The following is a 26,496-nucleotide window of genomic DNA, read 5'->3' on the forward strand; positions in this document are numbered from 1 at the left end:
GGCATATGCCCGCCTTGTTATTTCCTCAATACCTTGGTTCAATAACGCCACATTCTTTCCTGTAAACATATTAAAAAGCAGAGGATATACCATGCGTGCTTTACCTCTCTGTTTGTCGGCACTTTTGCTGGCGGGTTGTTCCCTGACTCAACACACACAGCCAACACCCCCTGCGCCTGTTGTTAAAGAAGAACCAAAACCTGTCAAACCCAAGCCGGCACCAGTGCGCCCCGCTCCTGTAAAGCTCTATAAAGATGCAGAAGCTTTAGTTGGAACCCCGTTCCGTGATCTTGGCGAAGTCTCCGGCGAATCTTGCCAGAGTGCTCAAAATGATACGCCACCAAGCCTGGCTGCGGCACGGAAGAGAATGCTGACCCGCGCATCCTATATGAAAGCCAATGCCGTGTTGTTGCATCAGTGCCAGATTATCAGCGGCGTACCTGGCTGTTTCCAGCAGGCAATTTGTCAGGGTTCTGCCCTGAACGTCACGTTTAAATGACCTCATTTTCTTTTGAGCAAATAGGGACCATTCACTCGCCCTATAAAGAGAAGTTTGCTGTTCCGCGCCAGCCCGGATTGATTCAGGACGGTGGCGGCGAATTACATCTGCATGCACCTTATAACCAGCCTGAAGCCGTCCGCGGGCTGGAAGGGTTCAGTCATTTATGGGTGATGTTTATTTTTCATCAGACGATGGAAGGCGGCTGGCGTCCGACGGTCCGCCCGCCACGTTTGGGCGGTAACGCGCGTACCGGTGTATTCGCCACCCGTTCAACTTTCCGGCCGAACCCGCTCGGAATGTCTCTGATTGAACTGAAAGGGATCCGCTGTCAGGGCCAGGATGTCATTCTGCAGCTTGGCAGTCTGGATTTAGTAGACGGCACGCCTGTCGTGGACATCAAGCCTTACCTTCCTTTTGCAGAAAGCCATCCTGATGCACGCGCAGGTTTTGCCCAGCACGCCCCCGATGCCAATATGCCGGTCGAATTTTTACCTCAGGCAGAACAGCAAATTACCCAACATACGCATCAATACCCGCATCTGCGTCGATTCATCACGCAGGTTTTAGGGCAAGATCCCCGCCCGGCTTATCGCAAGGGTGAAGCCGCAGAGCGCGATTATGCCGTTCGCTTGCTGGAGTTTAACGTCCGCTGGCGGGTCTCAGGCTCAGTGAATCAGGTATTGTCTCTCGACAAAAACTAAATTTCCTCTGCGTCTCTTTTGACAATAGCAACTCGCTGGTAAACTAAACCACTTTTCACGTTTTGGCTGCTCATGGCAGCCCGATTGCAATTTGCAGTGCTAACGGAACCAACAACATCATGCGTACTACTCAATATCTGCTCTCTACTCTGAAAGAGACGCCAGCCGACGCAGAAGTTATCAGCCACCAGCTGATGCTGCGCGCGGGAATGATTCGTAAACTGGCCTCAGGCTTGTATACCTGGATGCCGACCGGCTTACGCGTTCTCAAGAAAGTTGAAAACATCGTACGCGAAGAAATGAACAACGCGAACGCCATTGAAGTGTCGATGCCGGTAGTTCAGCCCGCCGATTTATGGCAGGAGAGCGGACGTTGGGAACAATACGGTCCGGAGTTGTTGCGTTTTGTTGACCGTGGCGATCGTCCATTTGTTCTGGGCCCGACCCATGAAGAAGTCATCACTGATTTGATCCGTAATGAAGTCAGTTCGTACAAGCAATTGCCACTGAACTTCTTCCAGATCCAGACCAAATTCCGTGACGAAGTTCGTCCGCGCTTTGGTGTGATGCGTTCCCGTGAATTCCTGATGAAAGATGCCTACTCGTTCCACACAACACAGGAATCTCTGCAGGAAACTTACGATGCAATGTACGCAGCCTACAGCCAGATCTTCAACCGCATGGGCCTAGATTTCCGTGCCGTGATGGCGGATACCGGTTCTATCGGCGGCAGCGCATCTCATGAATTCCAGGTCCTGGCACAAAGCGGCGAAGATGATGTCGTGTTCTCGGACTCTTCGGATTTCGCGGCTAACATTGAGTTCGCTGAAGCGCTGGCTCCGGCGACTCCGCGCGCTGCAGCAACCGAAGCAATGCGTGTTGTTGAAACACCCAATGCCAAAACCATCGCTGAACTGACTGAACAGTTCCAGGTGCCGGTTGAGAAAACCGTGAAAACGCTGATGGTTCACGCAACAGCGGAAAGTGGCCATAAACTGGTGGCGCTGCTGGTTCGTGGTGATCATGAGCTGAACGAAATCAAAGCGGAAAAATTACCACAAGTTGCTGTACCACTGACTTTCGCAACGGAAGCTGAAATTCGTGAAATCGTTGCTGCTGGTCCGGGTTCACTGGGTCCGGTGAACTTGCCGATGCCAGTTGTTGCTGACCGTTCCGTCGCCGCCATGAGCGATTTTAGCGCAGGTGCTAACATCGATGGTCAGCATTACTTTGGTATTAACTGGGATCGTGATGTTGCGCTGCCAGAAGTTGCCGATATCCGTAACGTCGTTGCTGGTGATCCAAGTCCGGATGGCCAGGGTACTTTAGTTATCAAACGCGGTATCGAAGTCGGTCATATCTTCCAGCTCGGAACTAAATATTCAGAAGCGATGAATGCGACCGTTCAGGGCGAAGATGGCCGTAATCAGGTAATGACCATGGGTTGTTACGGTATCGGCGTGACCCGCGTGGTCGCTGCGGCGATTGAACAGAACCATGATGACCGTGGCATTATCTGGCCGGATGCTATCGCTCCGTTCCAGGTCGCTATTTTGCCAATGAACATGCACAAATCCTTCCGCGTGAAAGATGCGGCAGAGGCGTTGTATAAAGAACTGCGTTCACACGGTATCGATGTGATCCTCGACGATCGTAAAGAACGTCCGGGCGTCATGTTTGCAGATATGGAACTGATCGGTGTGCCGCATCAGGTGGTGATTGGTGATCGTAATCTGGATGCAGAAGAGCTGGAATACAAAAACCGTCGCACCGGCGAAAAGCAGATGATCAAACAAAGCGATATCATTGAATATCTGCTGAGTCAGATCCCGCGTTAAGATCGGATAACAATTGTTTGCCATAAAAAATGCCCGCTTAAGCGGGCATTTTTATTGATGCTGTTGAGCCAGGCTTGCGTTATTAAAAAACGGTGTGCGCTATTAAGGGCAGGACTTCGTGGCGTCAAATTTGACATTTTTATCTGCCACGACAGCGTTCTGCATCTGCCCTTCTTCCATTGACGGTTCCGTCATGAAATGGCCATCCATAGAAAGGAAGACCAGCTGATTCGGTGCTTTGCGTGCCGTAAGGTAGCCTTCTTCCAGTGACTGGTTTGCCGACATCGGGAACACTTTACCGGTCACACAATCTTTAAACGAGGCAACGTCTGCGCTGTATTGCATCATTCCATTCATTGCCATCGGCGTCTGAGGCAAATGTTGCTGCACCGGCTTCAATGTATAGTTGAACTGAGAAGTTATAGGCTCACCGCTCATGTCCAGCATTTCCAGATTTTCATCTTTCGGATGGAAATAACGTTTATCACCCTTGTTGCCAGTCAGCACCAATTTGTCGGCAGTCCGTGCCCAGCGTCCATAACTGGCAAATACCTGATCGCCCTCTTTGCTGCCCTGATATTCCTCCTGAAGAATGTAAGTACCATCCTGTTGCAGGAATAACGACGTCTTCAAACCACTGCAATCAGCACACGGCAATACGCCGCTGTAACTCTGCTGCATAGCCTGCAAAGGTTTTTCATGATTGAAGGCGGCAGTATGACAACCGAACAATGATAACGCCCCGAGCGCCAGCACTGCACTAATAATGATTTTTTTCACAGTTTCTCCCCTACTGCTTTTTCCTGGTGCTGCGATAAAAATTGTCCTGCAACACGAATTTAGGGCTAACGTATTTTGCCCCGTAATGCTTTCGTCGCACCCTTGCGAACCTTACTTTCTACCCGGCGAATTTTAGACCCGCGGGTTGGTTTCGTCGCACGACGCGTTTTTTCTATCACCATCGCCTGGGAAATCAATGCTCCCAGCCGGGTCAAAGCCGCTTCACGATTCATCTCCTGACTCCGGTATTCCTGAGCCTTGATAATGACCCAGCCGTCGGCAGTAACAGAATGATGATTAAACGCCAGTAACCGCTCTTTATAGTATTCTGGCAAACTCGACGCTTTAATATCAAAGCGCAAATGGATGGCCGTTGATGTTTTATTGACGTTCTGGCCGCCGTTACCCTGAGCGCGAATCGCGGTTAATTCGATTTCGCTGTCGGGTATTTCCAGTTTTCCGGAAAGAATTAACACACTGATTACCTTGCTTCTTTAACAACAGACTCTTTCCATTCAGAAAAATGAATTTCTAAATTACTCTGAGCATCAGAAAGCCAAATAGTTCCGTCCTGCAAAGTCGCCTGTAAGTTCATGGTACGGTTGCCAAAAGCGGTCAACTGATTGAGCAACTCATCTTCTAAATAACGGATACGCAGGTTCTCAAAACCTCTGACTTTCCCCTCCATTTGTGACCACCAGACTTTTGCCGCACGCTCACCATACGCGTAAAGCACGACTTCGCGCGATTGGTTACAGGCTTTTTTCAGACGCTTCTCATCGGGTAGTCCTAATTCGACCCACAGTTCGATGCCATTGTGATCATTCTTACGCCAGATTTCGGGTTCGTCCTCTGCACTTAATCCGCGGGTAAAAGTCAGTCGTTCGTCAGCATGATAAATCCATGCCAGCAGGCGCAGCATCATGCGCTGTTCTGTTTCGGAAGGATGCTGTGCCAGAGTCAGGCTGGCGTCATGAAAGAAATTACGATCCATATCAGCGATGTTGACCGCTGCTTTATAAATGGTTGCTTTTAACGCCATGGTAAACCCCTTGATAATAGACGCACAGTGTACTTGAAAGCATCCTGCCGCGACCAGTTTTCCCCCGATGGTCATCCTCAATAATGGTTTTACACAAACGATTTACCTTTACAGGCCTGCTAATAACTCACACTCTCCTGTGCTATAGTCGGTAAATACTGAGAGCTTATCTTTCTGCGCTTTCCTCAGAGGGATACGCTTTTTAGGGAGAACTTATGCAACGATACTGTGAGTTGGTACGCCGTAAATATTCTGAAATCGCCAGCGGCGATCTCGGATATGTGCCCGATGCATTGGGCTGTGTATTGAAAGCATTGGACGAAGTCGCAGCGAATGCTGACCTTCCGTCTTCCGTTAGGGATCAGGCGGCCTACGCCGCCGCTAACTTATTGGTGAGCGATTATGTCGATGAATGATGAGTACCAACCCATCAATTGTGATGACTACGATAATCTTGAGCTCGCCTGCCAGCATCATCTGGTTTTGACGCTGAAGATGCGTAGCGGAGAAGTCGTTGAGGCAAAAGCCAACGATCTGTTAATGCGTAAAAAAGTGGAATATCTGGTGGTTGAGGTCAACGGCGAACAACGGGATCTTCGTCTGGATCACATTGAAAGCTTTAGCCACCCGGAAATTGGCACCGTTGTCGTCAGCGCTGAATAGCGATAACGATCGTCAATTTAACTCACGGGCAATCTCAGGATTGCCCGTTTGCATTTAGCCGCTTTATTTCAGTGGCGTCAGACTGGCGTAATATGCCGCCAGGTCACTGATATCCTGATCAGATAATGATGAACTAAAAGCCTGCATAATTCCCGCCTGCCCGCCACTTCTCTCGCCTTTTTTGTACGCGTGCAGTGACAGCGCCAGATAATCAGCATTTTGACCGGCAAGATTAGGGTAAATCGAATTAACGGCTTTACCCGTTGCACCGTGACATGCCGCACAACTGGCTGATTTAGATTGCCCGTCAGTCACGTTTCCGCCCGCCAGAGCAGGTGAAGCGATTAACATTAACAGCGCGATTCCTGCCACCGTTCTTTCCCCGACTTGCATCACTATTCCCTCAGGCAAATGACCACAGCCCCAATAAAGTGCTCTTTTGTTTATTACGCAGCTGACCAGACGATCCGCCATAACGCTTCGTTATTTTCAGTAAGAGACTGGCGGGTAGTAAACCAACCCGGTGCAGCCATCAGTTGATCATTATAATAAATCAAAGGAATACGATCCCGCTCCCATGGCGGTACACCTAATTCAGACCACAATTTTTTTGCCTGACGGGCACGATCCCGCCCGACCTTTTCGATAATTCCCTGTACCTGAAATCGCACAGTGATCTTTTCATCAGCACGTGGCTGGCGGATCAAACAATCAGCCGTCTGCGCGGTAAGAACATGATCCGCAATCAGACAACCCAGACCGTCTGGCAGCTCCAGTTTTTCGGCCGGATCCCAACAGAGGATCTGATCTTTAAGAGGCTGGCGTTCCGGCAATACATACAGACGCTGACGGAAACGCCGGACCATCATTTTCCCCAGCACTAACTGCGCCTGCGCATCTTCGCGACTTAAAGCGACTTCGTCCCATATTCTCTGCAATTGCTCACGCGAAGGCATTCTTGCGCCACATGCTCCCAGCCAGCGTCGTAATAACGCAGAGCGCCTCACCGCCGAGACATGTCTCAGCCCGTCTACCGACAAACTGCCTTGCTGGTCAGTGAGTGTTTTCAAAGATTCACTGAGTAATTCATCCAGCAACGCTTCCTGCTCTGCGCAAAGTAACGCGCTACGGGCTGTAGCCTGAGCAAAGTGAGGCCAGCGGGCATAAAGATCAGGCAAAATATCCAGCCGCAAAAAGTTACGATCAAAGCGTGCATCCCGGTTGCTGTCGTCTTCGATCCAGGCAAGCTGATGCTGCGTGGCGTAAGCCTCAAGCTGGTTACGACTTAGATCAAGTAAAGGCCGTAACAAACGATATCCCTGAGCCGAACTGTCCGCGCTCATCGCCGAGAGACCAGCAGGCCCGCTCCCGCGTTTAAGCGCCAGCATAAAGGTTTCGCATTGGTCATTCAGGTGCTGTGCTGTCAGTAGCACTTCACCGGCCGTCAGGCTTTCAGAGAATGCCTGATAGCGTGCCGTTCGTGCCGCCGCTTCGATCCCACCATCCTGCGCATTGACCTGCACTTTAATCACGGAGAAAGGGATATCTCGCTGCAGACAAAATGTCTGGCAGTGCGCGACCCAGTCATCAGCAAACCGGCTTAATCCGTGATGGATATGCAATGCACGCAGCCTGATCTCCGGCAACGCTTTGTCGCGTAATTCTGCCAGGCCAGCGAGCAGCACGGAAGAATCCAGCCCGCCACTGAACGCCACGCAAAGTTTTCGTGCATCACCGATTTTATTGTGCAGGTGTTGTAAAAGAAATGTCGCCGGTTTTGAATTCATAAGATTATCAGGCTTCGTACAGTTCCAGCGGCAAGCCATCAGGATCGTTGAAGAAAGTGAATTTTTTACCGGTGTGAGGATCGGTTCTCACGGGCTCACAGATAATACCCGCTTCGGTAAGTGCGGAAACGGACTGGTCAATATTTTCAACGCTGAACGCCAGATGACGTAATCCGCATGCCTCAGGATGACTTGGCCGGGCGGGTGGATGCGGGAAGCTGAATAGCTCAATGGTGTATTGACCCTGGAGCGCAAGATCGGCTTTCCAGGAATCGCGTTCCTCACGGTAAAACTCACCCAGCAACGTGAACCCGAGAATGTCACAATAGAAGTGTTTGCTGGCCTGATAATCAGCGCCAATGATGGCGATGTGGTGGATCTGGCGAAGGTTAAGCATAGTCATGTCCTGTTGATTTATGATCTGCACGTTACTCAGCGCATCCGGACACGTCAATAAAAAGCCCTCCTGAAGAGGGCAGTTTGCTAGCTGGCTTCCGGAAGCTTTAAGACTTTGACCAGATATCGTCCGTCTTCTGTGAGCCGCGTTCCATGAATATCGGTTTCAAAGCCGGGATAACGCTCGCCTATCGAGCAAAGCATGATCAGGAAATCGAGCACGGCGCGGCTTTCTTCCGTGATCACCTCTCCCGGCATCACCACCGGTACTCCCGGCGGATAAGGCAGGATCATGTTTGCTGATACTTTGCCGACCAGTTCGTCAATGTCGCATTCATCAACATGGCCACGAACCTGATGCTGGAACATTTCGTAGGGCGTCATTTTCATTTCCGGCAGCACATCAAACGCCTCCAGCATTAAGCGTGGCAAATCGTGACGAACAATCAGTTTATGGATCCCTTGCGCCAGATCCTGAATACGCATATTGCGATAAAAATCAGGATCTTCCGCATATAAATCCGGCAGCATATTTTTAATGCGCAGGTTAAGATCATAACTGCGCTTAAAATCCGTCAGGCCGCGCATCAGACTCATAGATTTGGTTTTATCAATGCCGATACTGAACAGGAAAAGCAGATTGTACGGGCCTGTTTTTTCAACAACTACCCCACGTTCATCCAGGAATTTAGCTACCAGCGCCGCCGGGATCCCCTCCTCTTCCAGCTTACCTGTTTCATCCATGCCTGGTGTCAGGATCGTCACTTTGATCGGATCCAGAAACATATGATCGGCATCTGCGTGCGCAAAACCATGCCAGTTCTGATCAGGATTCAATGGCCAGCACTCGGCCTCATCAATATGCTCAGGCTGCCAGATATCAAAGAACCAACCCTCAGTTTCTTCGCGTAACCGCTGGATCTCTTTACGGAAATGTAGTGCACGTTCAACCGAACGGTTAATGAGACGTCGTCCTGGATTACCACGCAACATCGCGGCGGCCGTTTCTGCGGAAGCCACAATACCGTAATTAGGCGATGTTGTAGTGTGCATCATATAAGCTTCATTAAAGGTACTTTCATTGTAATCGCCCTTAATGTGAATCATTGAGGCCTGCGAGAAAGCTGCCAGTAGTTTGTGCGTTGATTGTGTTTCGTAAATGACTTTCCCCGGAATGCGCTCGCCGCTCATTCCGCTTTTACCGTCATAAATCGGATGAAAATTAGTGTATGGCACCCATGCGGAATCGAAATGAATCGACGGAACATCCAGTGTGCTTTTGATGTAATCTGTGTTGTACAGCAAGCCGTCGTAGGTAGAGTTAGTGATCACGGCGTGGACAGGCCAGGTAGCGCCCGCGGTCTGCGCAATTTTCTCTTCGATACTTTCGCGGGTGAATTCACGCTTAGGAATTCCGCCAAGAATGCCATACGCGTTGCGATTGGGCCGCAAATAAACCGGTACGATATTGGTCATCATCATCAGATGGGCGAGCGATTTATGACAGTTGCGGTCAATCAGTACCGTACTGCCCGCCGGTGCCGCATACATTCCGACGATTTTATTGGCTGTTGAAGTGCCATTAGTAACGATATAACTTTGCTCGGCACCGAAAGTGCGGGCGATATATTCCTCCGCCTCGAGATGCGGCCCCGTGTGGTCAAGCAGGGAGCCAAGCTCCGTCACAGAAATCGACACATCGGCTTTCAGTGTTTTGGCCCCGAAGAAATCATAGAACAACGTTCCGACAGGGCTTTTTAAAAACGCTGTACCGGCCATATGGCCGGGCGTACAAAAAGTATATTTCCCTTCTTCAACATATGTAAATAGCGCTTTAGTCAGCGGTGGCGTAATGGTATCGATGTATTCATCAGTGTACTGGCGGATGCGTTTGGCAATATCCTCAGCCGCACTCAGGGCATATTCAAAGAAATAGAGCACCATACGCATTTCATTAACGTCCACATCAAGCGTTGAATGCGTATTGATGAAAGCGTACAGCGGCAGATATTCATTCAGCTCATTAATGGCTGTACACAGCTCTTCACTGTGCTGATCCCAGTCAAAAATTGCGCCGCAAATACGGGCATTATTTTCGATGAGTTTGAGCAGATCTGCGCGGTCACGTGGATAAATGACCTGAAAACCAAGAAGCGTCAGCGCACTATCCAGTTCACGGATCGGCTCGTCTTTGTAGTAAGCCCCTTCCGGGCGCATGATAGCGATAATATTCATCTGACAAATCCTTCTGTTGTTTATTCTCTCAGGTAATTATAGAAACACGGTTAGTACCTGCTGTGTACCCTTTACCGATGCGTTTACAGTGAATGGAGGAATATTTAAGAATGCTGGAAAGATCCAGCGATGAAAACGGACAATAAAAAAGGCCACGCTTTGCGTGGCCTTTTGAAATAACGAACAAGATCAGCAGTAGCCGTAAGTCATCAGACGCTGATAACGACGGTTACGCAGTTCTTCTGTACTCAGAACATCAAGATCACTGAGGTCAGCTTCCAGCTGTGCACGCAGGGAAGCCGCCATTGCTTCTACGTTACGGTGAGCGCCGCCCAATGGTTCAGGGATAACGGAGTCGATCAGTTTCAGTTCTTTCAGACGCGGTGCAATGATGCCCATCGCTTCCGCAGCAAGAGGGGCTTTATCCGCGCTCTTCCACAGAATTGACGCACAACCTTCCGGTGAGATAACCGAATAGGTGCTGTATTGCAGCATGTTAACTTTATCGCCCACGCCGATAGCCAGTGCGCCACCGGAACCGCCCTCACCAATAACGGTACAGATAACCGGGACGTTCAGACGAGACATTTCGCGCAGGTTACGGGCGATCGCTTCAGACTGACCACGTTCTTCAGCACCCACGCCCGGATATGCACCCGGCGTGTCGATAAAGGTGATAATTGGCAGTTTGAAACGCTCAGCCATTTCCATCAGACGTAACGCTTTGCGATACCCCTCGGGAGCGGGCATACCGAAGTTACGACGAATTTTCTCTTTCGTTTCACGGCCTTTCTGATGACCAATGATCATCACAGCACGTTCACCCAAACGGGCGATACCGCCAACGATAGCTTTATCGTCTGCGAATGCACGATCACCCGCCAGTTCATCAAAATCAGTGAAGATATGTTTGATGTAATCGAGCGTATAAGGGCGACGAGGATGGCGTGCCAGTTGGGCAATTTGCCAGGCACCCAGATCAGAGAAAATCTTACGAGTCAGTTCAACGCTTTTCTCGCGCAAGCGTGCAACTTCTTCGTCCAGATTAATATCTAATTTTTCGTCTTGACGGCTGACTGCAGTCAGCGAGTCAATTTTCGCTTCCAGTTCCGCAATCGGCTGTTCAAAATCAAGAAAATTCAGACTCATAGCATTCCTATTTTAGTCAAATTCCAGTTCCACCTGCTCTGTACCGACCAGGCCTCGCAAATCCAGCAATAGTTTGTCCGTTGGCGTAACACGCCATGACGCCCCGAATCGTAGCCGGGCTCTTGCGTTTTCTCGTTGGTAATACAGATGCACTGGTATCGTCCCCGATCGATGAGGTTCCAACGATTGGCGGAGACGGTTCAAAAGCTGGTCATCAATTTGCCTGTCAGTCAGCGAGATAGCAAGACCGCGAGCATATTTTTCCCGTGCTTCACTGATGTCCATTATATCGCGGGCCATCATTTTAAGCCCGCCACTGAAGTCATCAAAGCTGACCTGTCCTGTGGCGATAAGGATACGGTCTTTTTCCAATAAATGCTGGAATTTTTCCAATGCTTCAGTGAACAACATGACTTCAAGACGACCGGAACGGTCGTCAAGTGTACAGATCCCAATACGGTTACCCCGTTTGGTGACCATCACGCGTGCAGCAAGGACAAGCCCGACCGCGACGGTCATTTTGCCCCGTTCCGTCGGGTGCATATCTTTCAAACGCTGGCCACCGCCATAACGTTCAATTTCTTTCAAATATTGGGTAATAGGATGGCCGGTCAGATACAGACCGAGCGTCTCACGTTCGCCATCCAGAACCGTTTGTTCCGGCCATGGCATTACATTCGCGTAAGATTTCTCAACCTGCTCAGGTGCTTCTGCCAGCACACCAAACATATCAACCTGACCAATTGCCTCAGCTTTAGCATGTTGATCTGCGGCTTTCAGTGCGTCGCTTAAGGAACTCATCAGCGCGGCACGATGGGGTCCCAGACGGTCAAACGCCCCGGACATAATCAGCTTTTCGAGGATACGTTTATTAAGCTTTTTGACGTCAGCACGCGCGCAAAGATCAAACAGTTCTTTGAAATAGCCACCTTCGTTACGCGCTTCAATAATGGCTTCAATCGGGCCTTCACCCACGCCTTTAATCGCGCCGATGCCGTAAACAATTTCGCCTTCATCGTTGACGTGGAAATGATAAAGGCCGCTGTTGATATCAGGCGGCAAAATTTTCAGCCCCATACGCCAGCATTCATCCACCAGTCCGACCACCTTTTCGGTGTTATCCATATCAGCCGTCATTACCGCTGCCATGAATTCCGCCGGATAGTGCGCTTTCAGCCACAGCGTCTGATACGACACTAAAGCATAAGCCGCTGAGTGAGATTTGTTAAAACCGTAACCGGCAAATTTCTCTACCAGATCGAAGATTTTAATCGCCAGTTCGCCGTCAATACCGCGAGATTTGGCCCCTTCTTCAAAGCCACCACGCTGTTTGGCCATCTCCACCGGGTTTTTCTTACCCATCGCACGGCGGAGCATGTCCGCGCCACCCAGTGAGTAACCGGCCAGAACCTGCGCAATCTGCATAACCTGTTCCTGATACAGGATAATGCCGTAGGTCGGCTCCAGCACAGGTTTCAGCGATTCATGCTGCCACTGGATATCCGGGTAGGAAATCTCTTCGCGACCGTGTTTGCGGTCAATAAAGTTATCCACCATGCCGGACTGCAACGGGCCCGGGCGGAACAGCGCCACCAGTGCGATCATATCTTCAAAGCTGTCAGGCTTCAGACGTTTGATCAAATCCTTCATACCACGTGATTCAAGCTGGAATACCGCCGTGGTTTCCGAGCGTTGCAGCATGTCGAAGCTTTTTTTGTCATCCAGCGGGATGGCCGCAATGTCCAGCGGTGCCTCACCGGCTTTCGCCCGGCGGGCGTTGATCATCTCCAGTGCCCAGTCGATGATGGTCAGCGTGCGCAGGCCGAGGAAGTCGAATTTCACCAGTCCTGCGTATTCCACGTCATTTTTATCGAACTGCGTGACCGGATGGTTACCTTCGGCATCGCAATACAGTGGCGCAAAGTCGGTAATTTTGGTGGGCGCAATCACCACACCACCGGCATGTTTACCGGCGTTACGGGTGACACCTTCAAGCTGACGCGCCATGTCGATAAGCGACTTAACTTCTTCGTCAGCTTCGTAGATCTCTGGTAATTGCGGCTCAGCGGCAAATGCTTTTTCAAGCGTCATCCCAGGATCAGGGGGCACCAGTTTGGAAATGCGGTCAACGAAACCATAAGGATGACCCAGAACCCGGCCCACATCGCGGATTACCGCTTTGGCCGCCATCGTACCGAAAGTGATGATCTGCGAGACCGCTTCGCGGCCATACATTTCTGACACATGATCGATGACACGGTCGCGTTTTTCCATACAGAAGTCGACGTCAAAGTCGGGCATGGAAACACGTTCAGGATTAAGGAAACGTTCGAACAGCAGGTCAAACTCGAGCGGATCCAGATCGGTGATTTTCAGGGCATACGCCACGAGAGAACCTGCACCGGAACCACGCCCCGGCCCGACAGGCACGCTGTTGTCTTTCGACCACTGGATGAATTCCATTACGATCAGGAAGTAACCGGGGAAACCCATCTGGTTAATAACTTTAAGTTCGATGTCCAGACGCTCATCATATTCAGGGCGTCTTTGTGCGCGCACTTGCGGATCCGGGAATAAAAACTCAAGGCGTTCTTCCAGTCCGATTTTTGATTTTTCGACCAGAAAATCTTCGGTGGTCATATCACCGGTCGGGAACTGCGGCAGAAAATACTCACCCAGACGGATGGTCACATTACAACGTTTGGCGATTTCCACACTGTTTTGCAGCGCTTCAGGCACATCCTCAAACAACTCGCACATCTCATCTTCACTGCGCATATATTGCTGAGATGTGTAATTTCGCGGACGTTTAGGATCATCGAGCGTAAAGCCATCGTGGATCGCGACACGAATCTCATGAGCATCAAAATCACCCGGCACCATAAAGCGTACATCGTTGGTTGCCACTACTGGCAAACCACGTTCGGTCGCCAGGGCGACTGCCGCATGCAGATAGTTTTCTTCGTCTGCACGGCCGGTGCGGATCAATTCGAGATAATAGCGATCGGGGAAATACTGCTGATAGAAATCCAGGCACTGGCTGACTTGCAGATCATTTCCGCGGGTCAGAAACTTACCGACATCACCCATTCTCGCGCCGGAGAGCAGGATCAGACCTTCATTCAGTTCTGCCAGCCATTCGAGATCAACGATCGGGCCGGCGGCGCCGTAACCGCGCTGATACGCTCTGGAAATTAATAACGTCAGGTTCTGGTAGCCCTGATTATTCATCGCCAGAACCGTCAGCTGTGCCAGTTCATCACCCAGGATTTCGCTTTGGACATTCACATCTGCACCGATAATCGGTTTTATGCCCGCGCCGTGTGCCGCGCCGTAAAACTTAACCAGTCCGCACAAGTTAGTGAAATCGGTAATCGCCAGAGCAGGCATGCCGAGTGACGCTGCGCATTTCACCAGCGGGCCTACCTTCGCAAGCCCATCCACCATGGAATAGTCGCTATGTACACGCAGATGAATAAAACGAGGTTCGGCCATATCCAGAGTCCAGAAATGAGTGAATTAAGGGTTTGTGTGCCTGTCTTTTTTAGCAATAAAAACGGGCAGGGACAAATGATACGTTATGCCAGCCCGAGCGCGCGTTTCACCGGAGAGAAACTTCGGCGGTGGTGTGTAGTGGCTCCAAGACGGGCAAGACTTTCAAGGTGCACCGGCGTCGGATAGCCCTTGTGCTTCGCAAAACCATATTCGGGGAACTGAAGATCCAGTTCAACCATTTCACGGTCGCGGGTGACTTTAGCCAGAATAGAAGCGGCGCTGATTTCAGCGACTTTACTGTCCCCTTTTACTACCGCCTGGGAGGCCATCGGAAGTGCAGGACAACGGTTACCATCAATCAGCACCATATCAGGCGTAATGCATAAACCGGCAACAGCTCTTTGCATGGCCAGCATGGTGGCATGCAAAATATTCAGTTCATCGATTTCATGAGGCTCAGCGCGCCCGAGACTCCAGGCCAGTGCTTTCTCTTTGATTTCGATATATAACGCCTCGCGGCGTTTTTCGGAGAGTTTTTTTGAATCTGCCAGCCCGGTAATCGGATTCGCGGGATCAAGAATCACGGCAGCGGTGACAACGGCACCGACTAACGGGCCGCGCCCTACTTCATCCACGCCGGCGATACAAACGGCTTGTGGATAGATAAATACATCGTTCATCGGTTTGCCAGCTCCATGACAGCCTGAGCAGCCTGTTCATCTGCGTCACGACGAATACTTTCATGTAATTCAAGGAATGTCTCACGCAGTACCTGACTTTTCTCCCCCCCTGCCAGTAACGGCAGCAAGGCGGCGGAAAGCTTGTCCGGCACACATTCAGTTTGCAGTAATTCGGTGACAATTTCCCGTCGTGCCAGCAAGTTTGGCAACGAAACATAGGGCGTTTTCACCAGACGCTCAGCCAGCCAGAAAGTGAAAGGCTTCATACGGTAACCCACCACCATCGGACATTTGGCCAGCATACATTCAAGCGCTGCTGTTCCTGATGCCAGCAAAGCAGCATCACTGGCAATCATCGCTTCCCGACCTTTGCCATCCAGTAAATGCGCAGGTAAGTCAGGCGCAATCTCAGCCTTAATTCGCTCAAACTGCCCGCGACGTTTGGCATTGACCAACGGCACTACGATGTGTAAATCAGGATAGGTTTGCCGCAGCTGTAAGGCTGTTTTCAGAAAATCCGCGCTGAGCATTTCTACTTCTGCATGGCGGCTTCCCGGCAATAACGCCAGACAGTGCACATCCTCTGGAATACCGAGTGACAAACGTGCAGCCTGTTTGTCCGGATGCAACGGCATTGCATCGGCCATCGTATGACCAATGAAACGACAAGGAACATTGAATTTGTCATAAAACGCTTTTTCAAAAGGCAGAAATGCCAAAACCAGATCAGTGGCTTTCCCGATTTTGAAAACGCGCTTTTGGCGCCAGGCCCAGACGGACGGGCTGACATAATGAATAGTGCGGATACCGCGCTGCTTCAAACGCCCTTCCAGCGTGATGTTGAAATCCGGGGCATCGATGCCCACAAATACATCAGGCTTCAGCTCGCTAAAGCGTTTGGTCAGATCTTTGCGGATTTTCAACAGACGTGGCAGTCGTTCAAGAACTTCCACCACGCCCATCACCGCCAGTTCTTCCATTTCGTACCAGGCTTCGCATCCTTCCGCCTGCATCAGCGGACCCGCGACCCCAACAAAACGGGTATCAGGATGATGCTTCTTCAAGGCTCGAATCAGCCCGGCGCCAAGAATATCACCGGACGTTTCACCGGCCACCAGGCCAATTGTCAGAACAGGCTTTTGCATTGTTTTCCGTAGCGCAGATCAGCGAATAATGCCACGCGTTGAACGCGCAAAGAAGTCACTGAATGGTTTAGCTTTCGGGAATTCAGCCGCGATAGCAGCGATTTCCGGTTGTGCTTCTTCCAGTGTTTTACCACTGCGATACAGTAACTTATAAGCATTACGGATAGCATGCAGATCGGCTTTTTCGAAACCACGGCGCTTAAGCCCTTCGATATTGATGCCGAAAGGTGTCGCATGGTTACCTTGCGCAATGACAAACGGAGGAACGTCCTGAGCCACCCCGGAACATCCCCCAACCATCACATGCTCACCGATAATACAGAACTGATGTACCGCCGTCATACCGCCAATGATCGCAAAATCATCCACCTCAACGTGACCACCCAGGGTCGCGTTGTTCGCCAAAATACAGCGATTTCCAATGACACAATCATGGGCAATATGTGCGTTAACCATCAACAGGTTATCACTGCCCACTTTTGTCAGACCACCGCCCTGAACAGTACCACGATGAATGGTAACGCTCTCACGAATATTGTTGCGATCGCCAACTTCAACGCGTGTTGGTTCACCGGCATATTTCAGATCCTGGTTAATTTCACCAATAGAAACAAACTGAAAAATGCGGTTATCGCGACCAATTTTGGTCACGCCATTAAGAACTACGTGTGATTTAAGCTCGGTACCTTCACCAATTTCTACCTGAGACCCCACGTAGCAGAAAGGACCGATATGAACTCCGGCACCAATAATGGCACCGTCTTCAACAATAGCGCTTGGATGAATAAAGGCGGTATTATCAATCATGTATTAAGACTCCCGGCGACGGGCGCACATCATTGATGCCTCGCAAGCGATCTCACCATCGACTTTCGCGACACCTTTGAAACGAGCAACGCCACGACGCTCTTTAATGAATTCAACTTCCAGAACCATCTGGTCACCCGGCAAGACCGGACGTTTAAAGCGTGCATCGTCGATTGCTGCAAAATAATACAGTTCGCCAGGCTCCAGTTTTCCCACGCTTTTAAACGCCAGAATGCCAGTAGCCTGAGCCATCGCTTCCAGAATCAAAACGCCAGGGAAAATCGGTTTGCCTGGAAAGTGGCCCTGGAAGAACGGTTCATTAAAAGAAACGTTTTTCACAGCGCGCAAAAATTTCCCTTTTTCAAAATCCAACACGCGATCAACCAGCAAGAACGGGTAACGGTGTGGCAGTAAATCCAGTATCTCTTCAATACGCAGAGTATGAGTGTCAGTAGTCAAAATACTCTTCCTGTCTATAAAAACTGATGGCATCAATAACACGGCCTGCCAGACCCTAAAAGAAGGTCATCAGGCAGGCCGCAAATAGGAACGTATGTCGCAGGTTCACTCAACGAAGGGAACACAAAGCAGCACCGTAGGTGGTAATTAATCTTTTTCGATTTTACGCTCGACAGCTTTCAGGCGCTTATTCATCTCGTCGATATTCATTACCAATGCAGCCGTCTTACGCCAAACTTTATTCGGCTGTAATGGGATACCGGAGGAGTATACCCCAGGTTCAGTGATTGGTCGCATTACCATTCCCATTCCCGTCACTACAGCCTGATCACAAATCTCCATGTGACCATTGATAACACTGGCTCCGCCGATCTGGCAGTAGCGCCCAATTTTCAGGCTACCGGCCATAATAACACCGCCAGCAACTGCCGTATTGTCTCCAATCACGACGTTGTGTGCAATCTGACATTGGTTATCAATGATAACGCCATTGCTAATGATGGTGTCGTCGAGTGCACCACGGTCAATCGTGGTACAGGCACCGATTTCAACGCGGTCACCGATAATGACAGTACCCAGCTGTGGAATTTTGACCCAGTTGCCACGATCGTTGGCATAACCAAAACCATCAGCACCGATCACGGTACCTGACTGAATCAGACACTGCTCACCGATTTCAACGCGGTGATAAATAGAAACATTGGCCCACAACCGTGTGCCTGCGCCGATTTTTGCCTCTTTACCGATAAAGCAACCTGCACCGATGACAACGTTGTCACCCAATGCAACGCCTGATTCGATGACTGCATTTGCGCCAACCGAGACATTCTTACCTAGTGTTGCACTGTCTGAAATCACCGCACTCGCTGCGATATCCTGTGCCGGTGCTGGCGTGGTATCCAGCAATTGCGCCATCCGGGCGTACGTCAGGTAAGGGTTTTTAACCACTAATGCCGCTGTAGGGCAAAATGGCAGATCCGCTTCGGTCAACACTACGGCACCTGCATTGCAGGAAGCCAACTGTTCACGGTAACGGCTGTTTGATAAAAACGTGATTTGCTCAGAGTGTGCGGAATGCATTGAAGCAACGCCGGTGATGGCAATTTCGCCATCACCGTGCAATTGTGCATCCAACTGCTGTGCGAGATCAGCCAGTCGAATTGAAGACATGTTTATTTAACCTGTTTCAGCACATCAGCAGTAATGTCTTTGCTATTGTCAGCATATGCAATGGCATTAGCATCGATAACAACGTCATAACCTTCTTTACTTGCTACAGTTTTCACAGCGTCCTGAATACGGCTCAGAATTTTGTTACGTTCTTCGCCCTGACGACGACGGTTGTCTTGATCGAATTGCTGCGCTTTAGCAGAGAACGCTTCACGCTGAGCCATCACGTCTTTTTCAAGTTTAGAACGTTCACTGGCTTTCATTGTAGAGCCATCACGTTGCAGACGTTGCATTTTGGTTTGCAGATCACGTTCCTGAGATTGCAAATCTGTCGCACGGCTTTTGAACTCGTTTTCCAGTTGCTTTGCTACAGCTTCACGCGCAGGCATTTGTTGGAAAATACTTGCTACGTTAACGATAGCAATTTTATCAGCAGCCTGAACGCTAGCTGAAGAAGCCATAACTAAACCGAGGCCTGCGGCATATAACCACTTTTTCACTATAAACTCCTTCCATCACCCGTTGTGCCATGTGGCACATTAAATTACACAAAACACCTGATACGAAAACAATACACGGGCCGAAACCCGTGTATGAGATTTTTCATCAGGCCATTGCGATTCCGCTGAACAACTTCTGCCCTGACAGAACGTTACCAGGTTTTACCAATGTTAAACTGGAACTGTTCTGCCTTATCGCCTTCATATTTCTTGACCGGTTGTGCGTAGGAGAACACCAATGGTCCAAGTGGAGACATCCACTGCAACGCAAGACCTGAAGAAACACGAATATTACCTGGTTTACTGTAATCAGGAACACCAGCTGCCAATGTCTGCGGCGTATTTTCCCAACCTGTATCCCACACAGTACCGCTGTCCACGAACAGGGAAGTACGCAATGAGTTAGCGTATTTCTCACTAACAAATGGAGTAGGAACAATCAATTCCGCACTCAATACTGCCATTGCGTTACCGCCAACTGCGTCGTTTGAATTATCAATCGGACAGCCACTGTAAGACGTATTAGCCGTAGTACACTTGTAATATGCCGCTTTAGGACCAATGGTATTCGATTGGAAACCACGAACACTGCTTGAACCGCCAGCATAGAAGTTGTCGTAGAACGGAACTTCTTTACCCCCAAGACCATCTGCGTAACCTGCACGCGCACGGCCCATCAGCACCCAATCACGGTCCTGATTCAGTGGCATATAACTGGTTGAATCAAATGTAATTTTGTAGTATTCGTTATCAGAACCAGGGACAGTCACTTTACCGTTCAGGCTGGCTTTCGTCCCGGATGTCGGGAAGTAGCCGCGGTCGAGATTGTTATAACCCCAGCCGAGATTGGCAAAGAAGTCATTCGCACTGAAGTCAGCATCCGCATTGTCACTGGTGGTCACCGGCGGTTTTAGCCCGACAGAGTTCAGATAACGGAACATGGCGATCTGTGGCTCCATATTGGACAGATCGTTATGGACGTAATCTATCCCTAACCGCAATGAGTTGTTCTCATTGATTGGGAAACCAAGATTACCGCCAATACCGTAACTTCTGTTGGTATAGCTGGAGAGGTCTGCATCATCTGCTTTAAAGTCGTTATAGAAGATGCGGCCGCCCAGACTTACACCATCGACCGTGAAGTAAGGGTCAGTGATAGTGAATTCTGCATATGTCTGGTAGTCATTTTTAGTCCCGCTGATGCCAACGGAATTACCTGTACCCAGCCAGTTATCCTGCTGGACGCCTACCTGGAAGCTGACACCACTCTCAGTACCGTAACCCACACCAAAGTTAAAGCTACCCGTGTTACGTTCTTTCACTTTGTAGACGACATCAACCTGATCAGGGGAACCTGGAACACGCTGTGTATCTACATCCACGGTTTCGAAGTAGCCCAGACGGTTCAGACGCTCTTTACCTTTATCGACCAGATCGTTGCCCAACCAGGCTCCTTCCATCTGACGCATTTCACGGCGAAGTACGCTGTCCTTACTGGTGTCATTGCCTTCAAACCGGATATGACGAACGTAGAAACGGTTTCCCGCATCAACGTTGATATGCAGTTTGACGGTTTTGTCTGCATCATTAATTTCTGGCTGAGTCGTCACACGAGGATAAGCATAGCCATAACGACCCAGCATCTGCTTAATGTCGTTTTCCATTTTGGTGACTTTGGCGCCGTTATACAACTCGCCCTTATCAATTTTAGTCAGGCTTTGAACTTCTGCCGAGTGACCAGCCATGCTGCCCGTTACTTCAACGCCAGAAAGTTTGTATTGCTCACCTTCTGTAATGTTGAGCGTAATATAGATGCCTTTTTTGTCCGGCGTCAGGCTGACCTGAGTCGAATCAATGTTGAAACGGGCATAACCGCGATCCAGATAAAAACTGCGCAAGGTTTCAAGGTCACCCGCGAGTTTTTGTTTCTGATATTTACGGTCACCGACTACGTTCCACCATGGCACTTCATCACGCAGTTGGAAGCGTGAAATCAAATCATCGGTTGTGAAGGCATGGTTACCCACAATGTTGATCTGCTGAATTTTCGCAGAAACACCTTCGGTGAAGACCAGCTTCAGATCAACACGGTTACGTGGCAATGGGGTCACAACCGCTTTTACCGATGCACTGTATTTACCGACGCTGTAATAGAAGTCTTCGAGACCTTTCTCGATGCTACCGATGGTTGTACGGTCAAGAGCTTCGCCAACACGGACGCCAGAGGCCTCCAGGTTTTGCTTGAGCATGTCATCTTTCACCGATTTGTTACCGGAGAAAGTAATGCTGGCAATGGTTGGACGTTCTTTGACCTGAACAATCAGAGAATTACCATCGCGCAGGACACGAACGTCCTCAAAGTTGCCAGTGGCAAACAAAGCACGGATGGTATTACTGATATCATCGTCAGTCACCGTATCACCGACGCGAACCGGCATATTGAGTAACGCCGCACCGACGGCAACTCGCTGCAGGCCTTCGAAATGAATATCTTTCACTACGAAACCGTCTGCACCGTATACGGTGGCGCTGCCAAACAGCAGCGACGCTATGAGCAACTTTTTGATCGCCATCGTTGTTATGCGTTCTTCCTAACCTAATCTCCGGTCTTAAAGACGGGAGAAATCATTGAAAAGTGCAAGCCCCATCAACAACACCAGCAAAACTGAACCAATGCGGTAACTGAAGTCCTGAACTCGCTCGGAAACTGGCCCACCCTTAAGCTTTTCTATTGCGAGAAACAGCAGGTGTCCACCATCTAATACCGGTAATGGGAAGAGGTTGATGATCCCCAGATTGACGCTAATGAGCGCCAAAAACGTGAGATAAGACACCAAACCATATTCAGCTGACATTCCTGCGCCCTGTGCGATGGAGATTGGGCCACTCAGATTGTTCAGCTTCACATCTCCGGTAATTAACTTACCCAGCATGCTCACAGTGAGTTTCATCAGTTGCCAGGTTTTATCCCCGGCTTCATAAAACGCCACAAACGGACCATACTGACGGATTGTTTTATACTCATCAGGCAGCGGTATCACCTTCGGTACCACACCAGCAAAACCCTGTATTTTGCCTTTGCCTGCGGACTTCGTGTCCGGCGTCAGTGTTAACGTGACAGGATTTCCTGCCCTTTCAACCTCCAGCGCGATGGGTTTACCCGGATTGTCCCTTACCTGGATGACAAAAGACTGCCAACTTTCCAGAATCTGACCATCGACTTTAACGATCCTGTCCCCGGCTTGCAAACCCGCCTTTTGAGCGGCTGAATCTGGCTGCACCTCCTGCAGAACAGATTCTATCTGCGGCCCTCTCGGAATCATACCCAGAGATACCACGGGATCCTGCTTTTCAGGATCAAAGTGCCATTGACGCAGATCCAGGGTTTTCTCAACGACCTGGGACGAGCCAAATTGCGCCACGCCAACCGTCGTTTGATCATCACCAATTTCGCCCATTAACGCCATGCGAACTGAATCCCAATCAGGCGTTTCGATACCAGCAACAGATTTTAGTTCCATTCCGGGCGAAATATTGGATTGTGCGGCAACTGAATTGACAGTGACATTTGCCACGACAGGACGCACGCTCGGCACGCCGATGACGAAAACCAGCCAGTAAGCAAAAACCGCAAAAATGAAATTAGCGACAGGTCCGGCACTGATGATAGCAGCACGTTGCCAGATTTTTTTGTTATTGAAAGATTGGTGACGAAATTCAGGCGCGACTGCCTCGACACGCTCGTCGAGCATCTTAACGTAGCCCCCGAGCGGAATGATGGCCAGAACATACTCGGTCCCCTGACGGTCAGTACGGCGCCATAGCGCACGTCCAAACCCGACAGAGAAACGTTCAACACGGACACCACAACGACGAGCAACCCAGAAGTGGCCGAACTCGTGCACGGTGATAAGCACCCCCAATGCGACGATAAAGGCGGCCAGGCTCCAGAGTATGTTCATCATATGTCTAACTATTCCTTAGAAAACTTCTACCGTCATGGACGGATTAATACACTAACAGCATCAGACAGGCGAATACAGGGACTGCAGCCGTCAGGCTGTCGATACGGTCCAGTATTCCACCATGACCCGGGATCATATGACCACTGTCTTTGATACCTGCCTCGCGTTTGAACATACTTTCCGTCAGGTCACCCAGCACAGACGCCAGTGCAGCCACAACGGAACAAATTAATAAGGTTGAAGGTACCACATCAAGAGGCGCATAGCGGCCAAATAGCCAGGCTATCAGGGCTGAAGTCAGAAGACCGCCAGTAAACCCTTCCCAGGTTTTTCCCGGGGATACTTTAGGAGCAAGCTTATGCTTACCCAGTAATTTACCAAACAGGTAAGCACCGGAGTCCGCCCCCCAGACCAGTAGCATCACATATAACAACCACCATGCGCCAGTATGATGATTTTCCGCATAACCGTATTGGCGCAGTGCGACCATCCCCCAAAAGAAAGGCACAATGGTCAGTATGCCAAAGACCAAACGCAGCACACGAGAGTGGCGCCAGAAGGCTGCCGAAGCCGGATACCCAACCACCAGCACCAGGGCCAGACACCACCAGGCAAGCGCTGCCCATAAGGAGCCTGCGACTTGCAACAAATGCACGCTTTGCTGGTAAGCCGGAATGCTCAGCATCATCGCCGCCAGCAGAAAACCACATAATATAGCCAGCCATATGCGCTGATTACGGCTTGCAAAACCGGCCAGTTGTCCCCACTCCCACGCAGCCAACATGCACACAACTAACGTCACGATGGCAAAACCGACAGGCGGTAACAAAAAGAGTGCTGCAATAACAATCGGTATTAAAATCAGAGCTGTGATAATGCGATACTTCAGCAAATGTTCTCCCTAGGACGCATCAGCGCCGATAGGTGTAGTCCCTCCGAAGCGGCGCTCACGATGGGCAAAAGCCGTCAGCGCACCTTCAAAGGTATTTTCATCAAAATCAGGCCAGAGGACATCGGTAAAATAGAGCTCCGCGTAAGCAATTTGCCACAGCAAAAAGTTACTGATCCTATGTTCCCCACCGGTTCTGATCACCAAATCGACAGGTGCCAGTTCACTCATACAGACCGCTGAATTCAGCAATTCTTCGGTAATCTGTTCTGCCCGCAGTGTGCCCGCTTCAACCTGACCCGCCAGCGTTTTAACGCCTTGAATAATATCCCATCGGCCACCATAGTTCGCAGCAATGTTCAGGGTAAGTCCGTCGTTATTTTGAGTAAGTGTTTCTGAACGACGAATGCGTTCCTGCAGACGAGCACTAAAGCGACTGACATCGCCAATGACCCGAAGCCTGACATTATGTTTATGCAGGCTTTTAATTTCACTGTCTAATGCACGGACAAACAACTCCATCAATGCAGAGACTTCCTGAGCCGGACGATTCCAGTTTTCACTGCTAAAGGCATAAAGCGTGAGTGCATCGAGATGATGACTGGCAGCAAAACTCACCGCTTTGCGCACCGACTTCACTCCCGCTTTATGACCGAACACCCTCATTTTACCCTGACGTTTTGCCCAGCGTCCGTTACCGTCCATGATAATGGCAACATGGCGAGGCTGAGCGCAATACATATCAGACATCTGTTGATTTTCGAGGGACATAACGCGTACTCATTTCCTTTTATCAGAACACAACGGCTTTCTGGCTGGCATAACATTCTTCTGGCTGACGCCCGCTGGCGGCCCACCTTTCTGTCGCTGATGCGACTACACGCGCAAAAAAGCCGTGTCTCCCTTGCAGGCACGGCTTACACAGACAGATCACCGATTCCACCTTTAACATTCAGGCTCTGAAAAGCCAAATCTACTGTCAGTGTGGCGCAGACTATACCATTTCAATGTGATGCTAACAAACTGCTGCATAAGTACAAAAATAGCCTTAGAGCGCAAATCTATGAAGTTTCTCACACGCACTGGCTCTCGCCTGTGCGTCGATCTCCAACACTTCCTCAACAGAATCAGGTTCAGCACTCACTATCTGCTCCATCACCTGTCGATTCAGGAAAGCAATGTCGGTAAAACGAATCTTGCCATTGAGGAACGCAGCCACTGAAATTTCATTTGCGGCATTCAGTGCCGTCGTTGCTGCCTGACCGGTGTTGCTGGCTTCAATAGCGAGTTGCAAACAAGGATAACGGATGTAATCCGGTGCACTGAAAGTCATCGCACCCATATTACAAAAATCCAGCGCTTCGACTTCGGTTGTGACTCTGTGCGGATACGCCATCGCATGCGCAATCGGGGTGCGCATATCCGGTGAGCCCAACTGAGCCAGCACGCTACCATCGCAATAACGCACCATGGAATGGATCACAGATTGCGGATGAATAATCACTTCCATTTCAGCCGCAGAGGCATTAAATAACCAGCGGGCTTCAATATATTCCAGCCCTTTGTTCATCATGGTGGCTGAGTCGACGGAAATTTTACGTCCCATAGACCAGTTAGGATGTGCACAAGCCTGATCAGGTGTGACATCACGGAATTTATCCAACGGCAATTCGCGGAACGGGCCACCGGATCCGGTTAAAATAATGCGAGAGATCCCATGGTTTTCGAGGGAAGCATATCCCAGTTGTTTCTGAACAGATTCAGGCAAACTCTGGAAAATCGCGTTGTGCTCACTGTCGATAGGCAATAGCTGAGACTGACTCTGGCGGACTGCGTCCATAAAAATGCGCCCGCAGGTCACCAGCGATTCTTTATTCGCCAGAAGTACCTGTTTACCTGCGCGCACAGCGGCGAGTGTCGGTAACAAGCCCGCTGCACCCACTATAGCTGACAGCACCTGATCCACATCATCAAGAGCAGCCAGTTCAGCCGCAGCATCAGAGCCAGAAAGCACCTCAGTACGGCTTGCGTGTTCTGCCAGAATGGCTCTCAGCGCGCGGGCAGACGGTTCATCCGCCATCGAAGCGTATTCAGGGTGAAACTCGAGACACTGCTGCGCCATAACGTCAACATTACGCCCTGCAACCAGTGCTTTAACGGAAAAATCGTCAGGATTAGACCGGACAACGGAAAGCGTGCTGGTGCCGACAGACCCTGTCGAACCAAGAATAGTCATTTTTTTCATGAAAATGCCCGGAATAGCGCTCGTAAATTTGGAAAGTGCACAGTCTGA

At 50.1% G+C, this 26,496-nt stretch carries 25 protein-coding genes; 5 read left to right on the plus strand and 20 right to left on the minus strand.

Translation table 11 applies throughout. The features are described 5' to 3' along the window. The first annotated feature begins 91 nt into the window (after positions 1-91). The 3 genes from rcsF (at position 92) to proS (ending at position 3,041) form a co-directional block, all read left to right on the plus strand. Positions 92-499, plus strand: coding sequence for an envelope stress sensor lipoprotein RcsF (gene rcsF / locus J1781_RS07595; RefSeq protein ID WP_129954999.1), 408 nt, complete (start codon positions 92-94; stop codon positions 497-499). Beyond that, complete coding sequence (tsaA, locus tag J1781_RS07600; protein ID WP_217233405.1) at positions 496-1,203, plus strand: tRNA (N6-threonylcarbamoyladenosine(37)-N6)-methyltransferase TrmO; 708 nt, start codon at positions 496-498, stop codon at positions 1,201-1,203. The genes rcsF and tsaA overlap by 4 nt, the downstream gene beginning before the upstream one ends. 119 nt (positions 1,204-1,322) lie before the next feature. After that, a complete protein-coding gene (proS, locus tag J1781_RS07605) occupies positions 1,323-3,041 on the plus strand; it encodes a proline--tRNA ligase (RefSeq protein ID WP_129992067.1) in 1,719 nt (572 codons plus the stop codon). Between the two features lie 102 nt (positions 3,042-3,143). Here proS and nlpE read toward each other — a convergent pair whose 3' ends face one another. The 3 genes from nlpE to J1781_RS07620 form a co-directional block, all read right to left on the minus strand. Beyond that, complete coding sequence (nlpE, locus tag J1781_RS07610; protein ID WP_129954996.1) at positions 3,144-3,821, minus strand: envelope stress response activation lipoprotein NlpE; 678 nt, start codon at positions 3,819-3,821, stop codon at positions 3,144-3,146. Positions 3,822-3,886: 65 nt separating this feature from the next. Beyond that, the gene (arfB, locus tag J1781_RS07615; protein ID WP_129992066.1) at positions 3,887-4,297 is read right to left on the minus strand and encodes an alternative ribosome rescue aminoacyl-tRNA hydrolase ArfB; all 411 of its coding nucleotides are present in this window, start codon (positions 4,295-4,297) and stop codon (positions 3,887-3,889) included. 5 nt (positions 4,298-4,302) lie between these two features. Further along, positions 4,303-4,863, minus strand: coding sequence for a YaeQ family protein (locus J1781_RS07620; RefSeq protein WP_129992065.1), 561 nt, complete (start codon positions 4,861-4,863; stop codon positions 4,303-4,305). Between the two features lie 215 nt (positions 4,864-5,078). Here J1781_RS07620 and J1781_RS07625 point away from each other — a divergent pair, with 215 nt between their 5' ends. Both J1781_RS07625 and rof read left to right on the plus strand, forming a co-directional pair. Further along, entirely contained in the window at positions 5,079-5,279 is a 201-nt protein-coding gene (locus J1781_RS07625) for a YaeP family protein (protein WP_129954993.1), read from the plus strand. After that, positions 5,266-5,526 carry a Rho-binding antiterminator gene (gene rof / locus J1781_RS07630; RefSeq protein ID WP_129992064.1) on the plus strand — a complete coding sequence of 87 codons (261 nt, stop codon included), beginning with the start codon at positions 5,266-5,268 and terminating at the stop codon, positions 5,524-5,526. The genes J1781_RS07625 and rof overlap by 14 nt, the downstream gene beginning before the upstream one ends. Positions 5,527-5,589: 63 nt before the next feature. Here rof and J1781_RS07635 read toward each other — a convergent pair whose 3' ends face one another. The 17 genes from J1781_RS07635 to ispC form a co-directional block, all read right to left on the minus strand. Next, a complete protein-coding gene (locus tag J1781_RS07635; RefSeq protein WP_238483488.1) occupies positions 5,590-5,877 on the minus strand; it encodes a c-type cytochrome in 288 nt (95 codons plus the stop codon). A 95-nt stretch (positions 5,878-5,972) separates the two neighbouring features. Continuing rightward, positions 5,973-7,313 (minus strand): tRNA lysidine(34) synthetase TilS, encoded by a 1,341-nt coding sequence (gene tilS, locus J1781_RS07640; protein ID WP_217233407.1) that lies wholly within the window; start codon positions 7,311-7,313, stop codon positions 5,973-5,975. Between the two features lie 7 nt (positions 7,314-7,320). Then, positions 7,321-7,710 carry a VOC family protein gene (locus J1781_RS07645; RefSeq protein WP_217220216.1) on the minus strand — a complete coding sequence of 130 codons (390 nt, stop codon included), beginning with the start codon at positions 7,708-7,710 and terminating at the stop codon, positions 7,321-7,323. An 86-nt stretch (positions 7,711-7,796) separates the two neighbouring features. Next, on the minus strand, positions 7,797-9,944 hold the full coding sequence (locus J1781_RS07650; RefSeq protein WP_129954988.1) for a lysine decarboxylase LdcC: 2,148 nt from the start codon (positions 9,942-9,944) through the stop codon (positions 7,797-7,799). A gap of 189 nt (positions 9,945-10,133) precedes the next feature. Further along, positions 10,134-11,093 carry an acetyl-CoA carboxylase carboxyl transferase subunit alpha gene (gene accA / locus J1781_RS07655; protein WP_013574209.1) on the minus strand — a complete coding sequence of 320 codons (960 nt, stop codon included), beginning with the start codon at positions 11,091-11,093 and terminating at the stop codon, positions 10,134-10,136. Positions 11,094-11,105: 12 nt separating this feature from the next. Next, entirely contained in the window at positions 11,106-14,588 is a 3,483-nt protein-coding gene (gene dnaE / locus J1781_RS07660; RefSeq protein ID WP_217156945.1) for a DNA polymerase III subunit alpha, read from the minus strand. An 83-nt stretch (positions 14,589-14,671) separates the two neighbouring features. Beyond that, on the minus strand, positions 14,672-15,268 hold the full coding sequence (rnhB, locus tag J1781_RS07665) for a ribonuclease HII (protein WP_129954986.1): 597 nt from the start codon (positions 15,266-15,268) through the stop codon (positions 14,672-14,674). Beyond that, a complete protein-coding gene (gene lpxB, locus J1781_RS07670; protein WP_217233408.1) occupies positions 15,265-16,413 on the minus strand; it encodes a lipid-A-disaccharide synthase in 1,149 nt (382 codons plus the stop codon). The genes rnhB and lpxB overlap by 4 nt, the downstream gene beginning before the upstream one ends. Before the next feature lie 18 nt (positions 16,414-16,431). Next, the gene (gene lpxA / locus J1781_RS07675; RefSeq protein ID WP_129954984.1) at positions 16,432-17,220 is read right to left on the minus strand and encodes an acyl-ACP--UDP-N-acetylglucosamine O-acyltransferase; all 789 of its coding nucleotides are present in this window, start codon (positions 17,218-17,220) and stop codon (positions 16,432-16,434) included. A gap of 3 nt (positions 17,221-17,223) precedes the next feature. Further along, a complete protein-coding gene (fabZ, locus tag J1781_RS07680; RefSeq protein WP_095923207.1) occupies positions 17,224-17,679 on the minus strand; it encodes a 3-hydroxyacyl-ACP dehydratase FabZ in 456 nt (151 codons plus the stop codon). Positions 17,680-17,826: 147 nt separating this feature from the next. Then, entirely contained in the window at positions 17,827-18,849 is a 1,023-nt protein-coding gene (lpxD, locus tag J1781_RS07685) for a UDP-3-O-(3-hydroxymyristoyl)glucosamine N-acyltransferase (protein ID WP_217137769.1), read from the minus strand. 2 nt (positions 18,850-18,851) lie between these two features. Further along, positions 18,852-19,349: a molecular chaperone Skp gene (gene skp / locus J1781_RS07690; RefSeq protein ID WP_129954982.1), complete on the minus strand. Its 498-nt coding sequence runs from the start codon at positions 19,347-19,349 to the stop codon at positions 18,852-18,854. 152 nt (positions 19,350-19,501) lie between these two features. After that, complete coding sequence (bamA, locus tag J1781_RS07695) at positions 19,502-21,922, minus strand: outer membrane protein assembly factor BamA (RefSeq protein ID WP_129954981.1); 2,421 nt, start codon at positions 21,920-21,922, stop codon at positions 19,502-19,504. Positions 21,923-21,958: 36 nt separating this feature from the next. Beyond that, positions 21,959-23,314, minus strand: coding sequence for a sigma E protease regulator RseP (gene rseP, locus J1781_RS07700; RefSeq protein WP_129954980.1), 1,356 nt, complete (start codon positions 23,312-23,314; stop codon positions 21,959-21,961). A gap of 43 nt (positions 23,315-23,357) precedes the next feature. Next, positions 23,358-24,206, minus strand: a complete 849-nt coding sequence (cdsA, locus tag J1781_RS07705) for a phosphatidate cytidylyltransferase (protein ID WP_129954979.1) — start codon at positions 24,204-24,206, stop codon at positions 23,358-23,360. A 9-nt stretch (positions 24,207-24,215) separates the two neighbouring features. Beyond that, the gene (gene ispU, locus J1781_RS07710; protein ID WP_129954978.1) at positions 24,216-24,974 is read right to left on the minus strand and encodes a (2E,6E)-farnesyl-diphosphate-specific ditrans,polycis-undecaprenyl-diphosphate synthase; all 759 of its coding nucleotides are present in this window, start codon (positions 24,972-24,974) and stop codon (positions 24,216-24,218) included. 277 nt (positions 24,975-25,251) lie between these two features. Then, positions 25,252-26,448: a 1-deoxy-D-xylulose-5-phosphate reductoisomerase gene (ispC, locus tag J1781_RS07715; RefSeq protein ID WP_217137770.1), complete on the minus strand. Its 1,197-nt coding sequence runs from the start codon at positions 26,446-26,448 to the stop codon at positions 25,252-25,254. Between the last annotated feature and the right edge of the window lie 48 nt (positions 26,449-26,496).

Source organism: Rahnella perminowiae (assembly GCF_019049695.1).
In the GTDB taxonomy this organism is placed as follows: Bacteria; Pseudomonadota; Gammaproteobacteria; order Enterobacterales; family Enterobacteriaceae; genus Rahnella; species Rahnella perminowiae.

Excerpts from the sequence above, each read along its gene's own strand:
- tilS (WP_217233407.1), bottom strand. The coding sequence starts at position 7,313 with ATGAATTCAAAACCGGCGACATTTCTTTTACAACACCTGCACAATAAA.
- bamA (WP_129954981.1), bottom strand. The coding sequence starts at position 21,922 with ATGGCGATCAAAAAGTTGCTCATAGCGTCGCTGCTGTTTGGCAGCGCC.
- lpxB (WP_217233408.1), bottom strand. The coding sequence starts at position 16,413 with ATGCAAAAGCCTGTTCTGACAATTGGCCTGGTGGCCGGTGAAACGTCC.
- proS (WP_129992067.1), top strand. The coding sequence starts at position 1,323 with ATGCGTACTACTCAATATCTGCTCTCTACTCTGAAAGAGACGCCAGCC.
- J1781_RS07625 (WP_129954993.1), top strand. The coding sequence starts at position 5,079 with ATGCAACGATACTGTGAGTTGGTACGCCGTAAATATTCTGAAATCGCC.
- J1781_RS07645 (WP_217220216.1), bottom strand. The coding sequence starts at position 7,710 with ATGCTTAACCTTCGCCAGATCCACCACATCGCCATCATTGGCGCTGAT.
- rcsF (WP_129954999.1), top strand. The coding sequence starts at position 92 with ATGCGTGCTTTACCTCTCTGTTTGTCGGCACTTTTGCTGGCGGGTTGT.
- J1781_RS07650 (WP_129954988.1), bottom strand. The coding sequence starts at position 9,944 with ATGAATATTATCGCTATCATGCGCCCGGAAGGGGCTTACTACAAAGAC.
- rseP (WP_129954980.1), bottom strand. The coding sequence starts at position 23,314 with ATGATGAACATACTCTGGAGCCTGGCCGCCTTTATCGTCGCATTGGGG.
- ispC (WP_217137770.1), bottom strand. The coding sequence starts at position 26,448 with ATGAAAAAAATGACTATTCTTGGTTCGACAGGGTCTGTCGGCACCAGC.
- tsaA (WP_217233405.1), top strand. The coding sequence starts at position 496 with ATGACCTCATTTTCTTTTGAGCAAATAGGGACCATTCACTCGCCCTAT.
- ispU (WP_129954978.1), bottom strand. The coding sequence starts at position 24,974 with ATGTCCCTCGAAAATCAACAGATGTCTGATATGTATTGCGCTCAGCCT.
- J1781_RS07620 (WP_129992065.1), bottom strand. The coding sequence starts at position 4,863 with ATGGCGTTAAAAGCAACCATTTATAAAGCAGCGGTCAACATCGCTGAT.
- rnhB (WP_129954986.1), bottom strand. The coding sequence starts at position 15,268 with ATGAACGATGTATTTATCTATCCACAAGCCGTTTGTATCGCCGGCGTG.
- rof (WP_129992064.1), top strand. The coding sequence starts at position 5,266 with ATGTCGATGAATGATGAGTACCAACCCATCAATTGTGATGACTACGAT.
- J1781_RS07635 (WP_238483488.1), bottom strand. The coding sequence starts at position 5,877 with ATGTTAATCGCTTCACCTGCTCTGGCGGGCGGAAACGTGACTGACGGG.
- lpxA (WP_129954984.1), bottom strand. The coding sequence starts at position 17,220 with ATGATTGATAATACCGCCTTTATTCATCCAAGCGCTATTGTTGAAGAC.
- accA (WP_013574209.1), bottom strand. The coding sequence starts at position 11,093 with ATGAGTCTGAATTTTCTTGATTTTGAACAGCCGATTGCGGAACTGGAA.
- dnaE (WP_217156945.1), bottom strand. The coding sequence starts at position 14,588 with ATGGCCGAACCTCGTTTTATTCATCTGCGTGTACATAGCGACTATTCC.
- lpxD (WP_217137769.1), bottom strand. The coding sequence starts at position 18,849 with ATGTCTTCAATTCGACTGGCTGATCTCGCACAGCAGTTGGATGCACAA.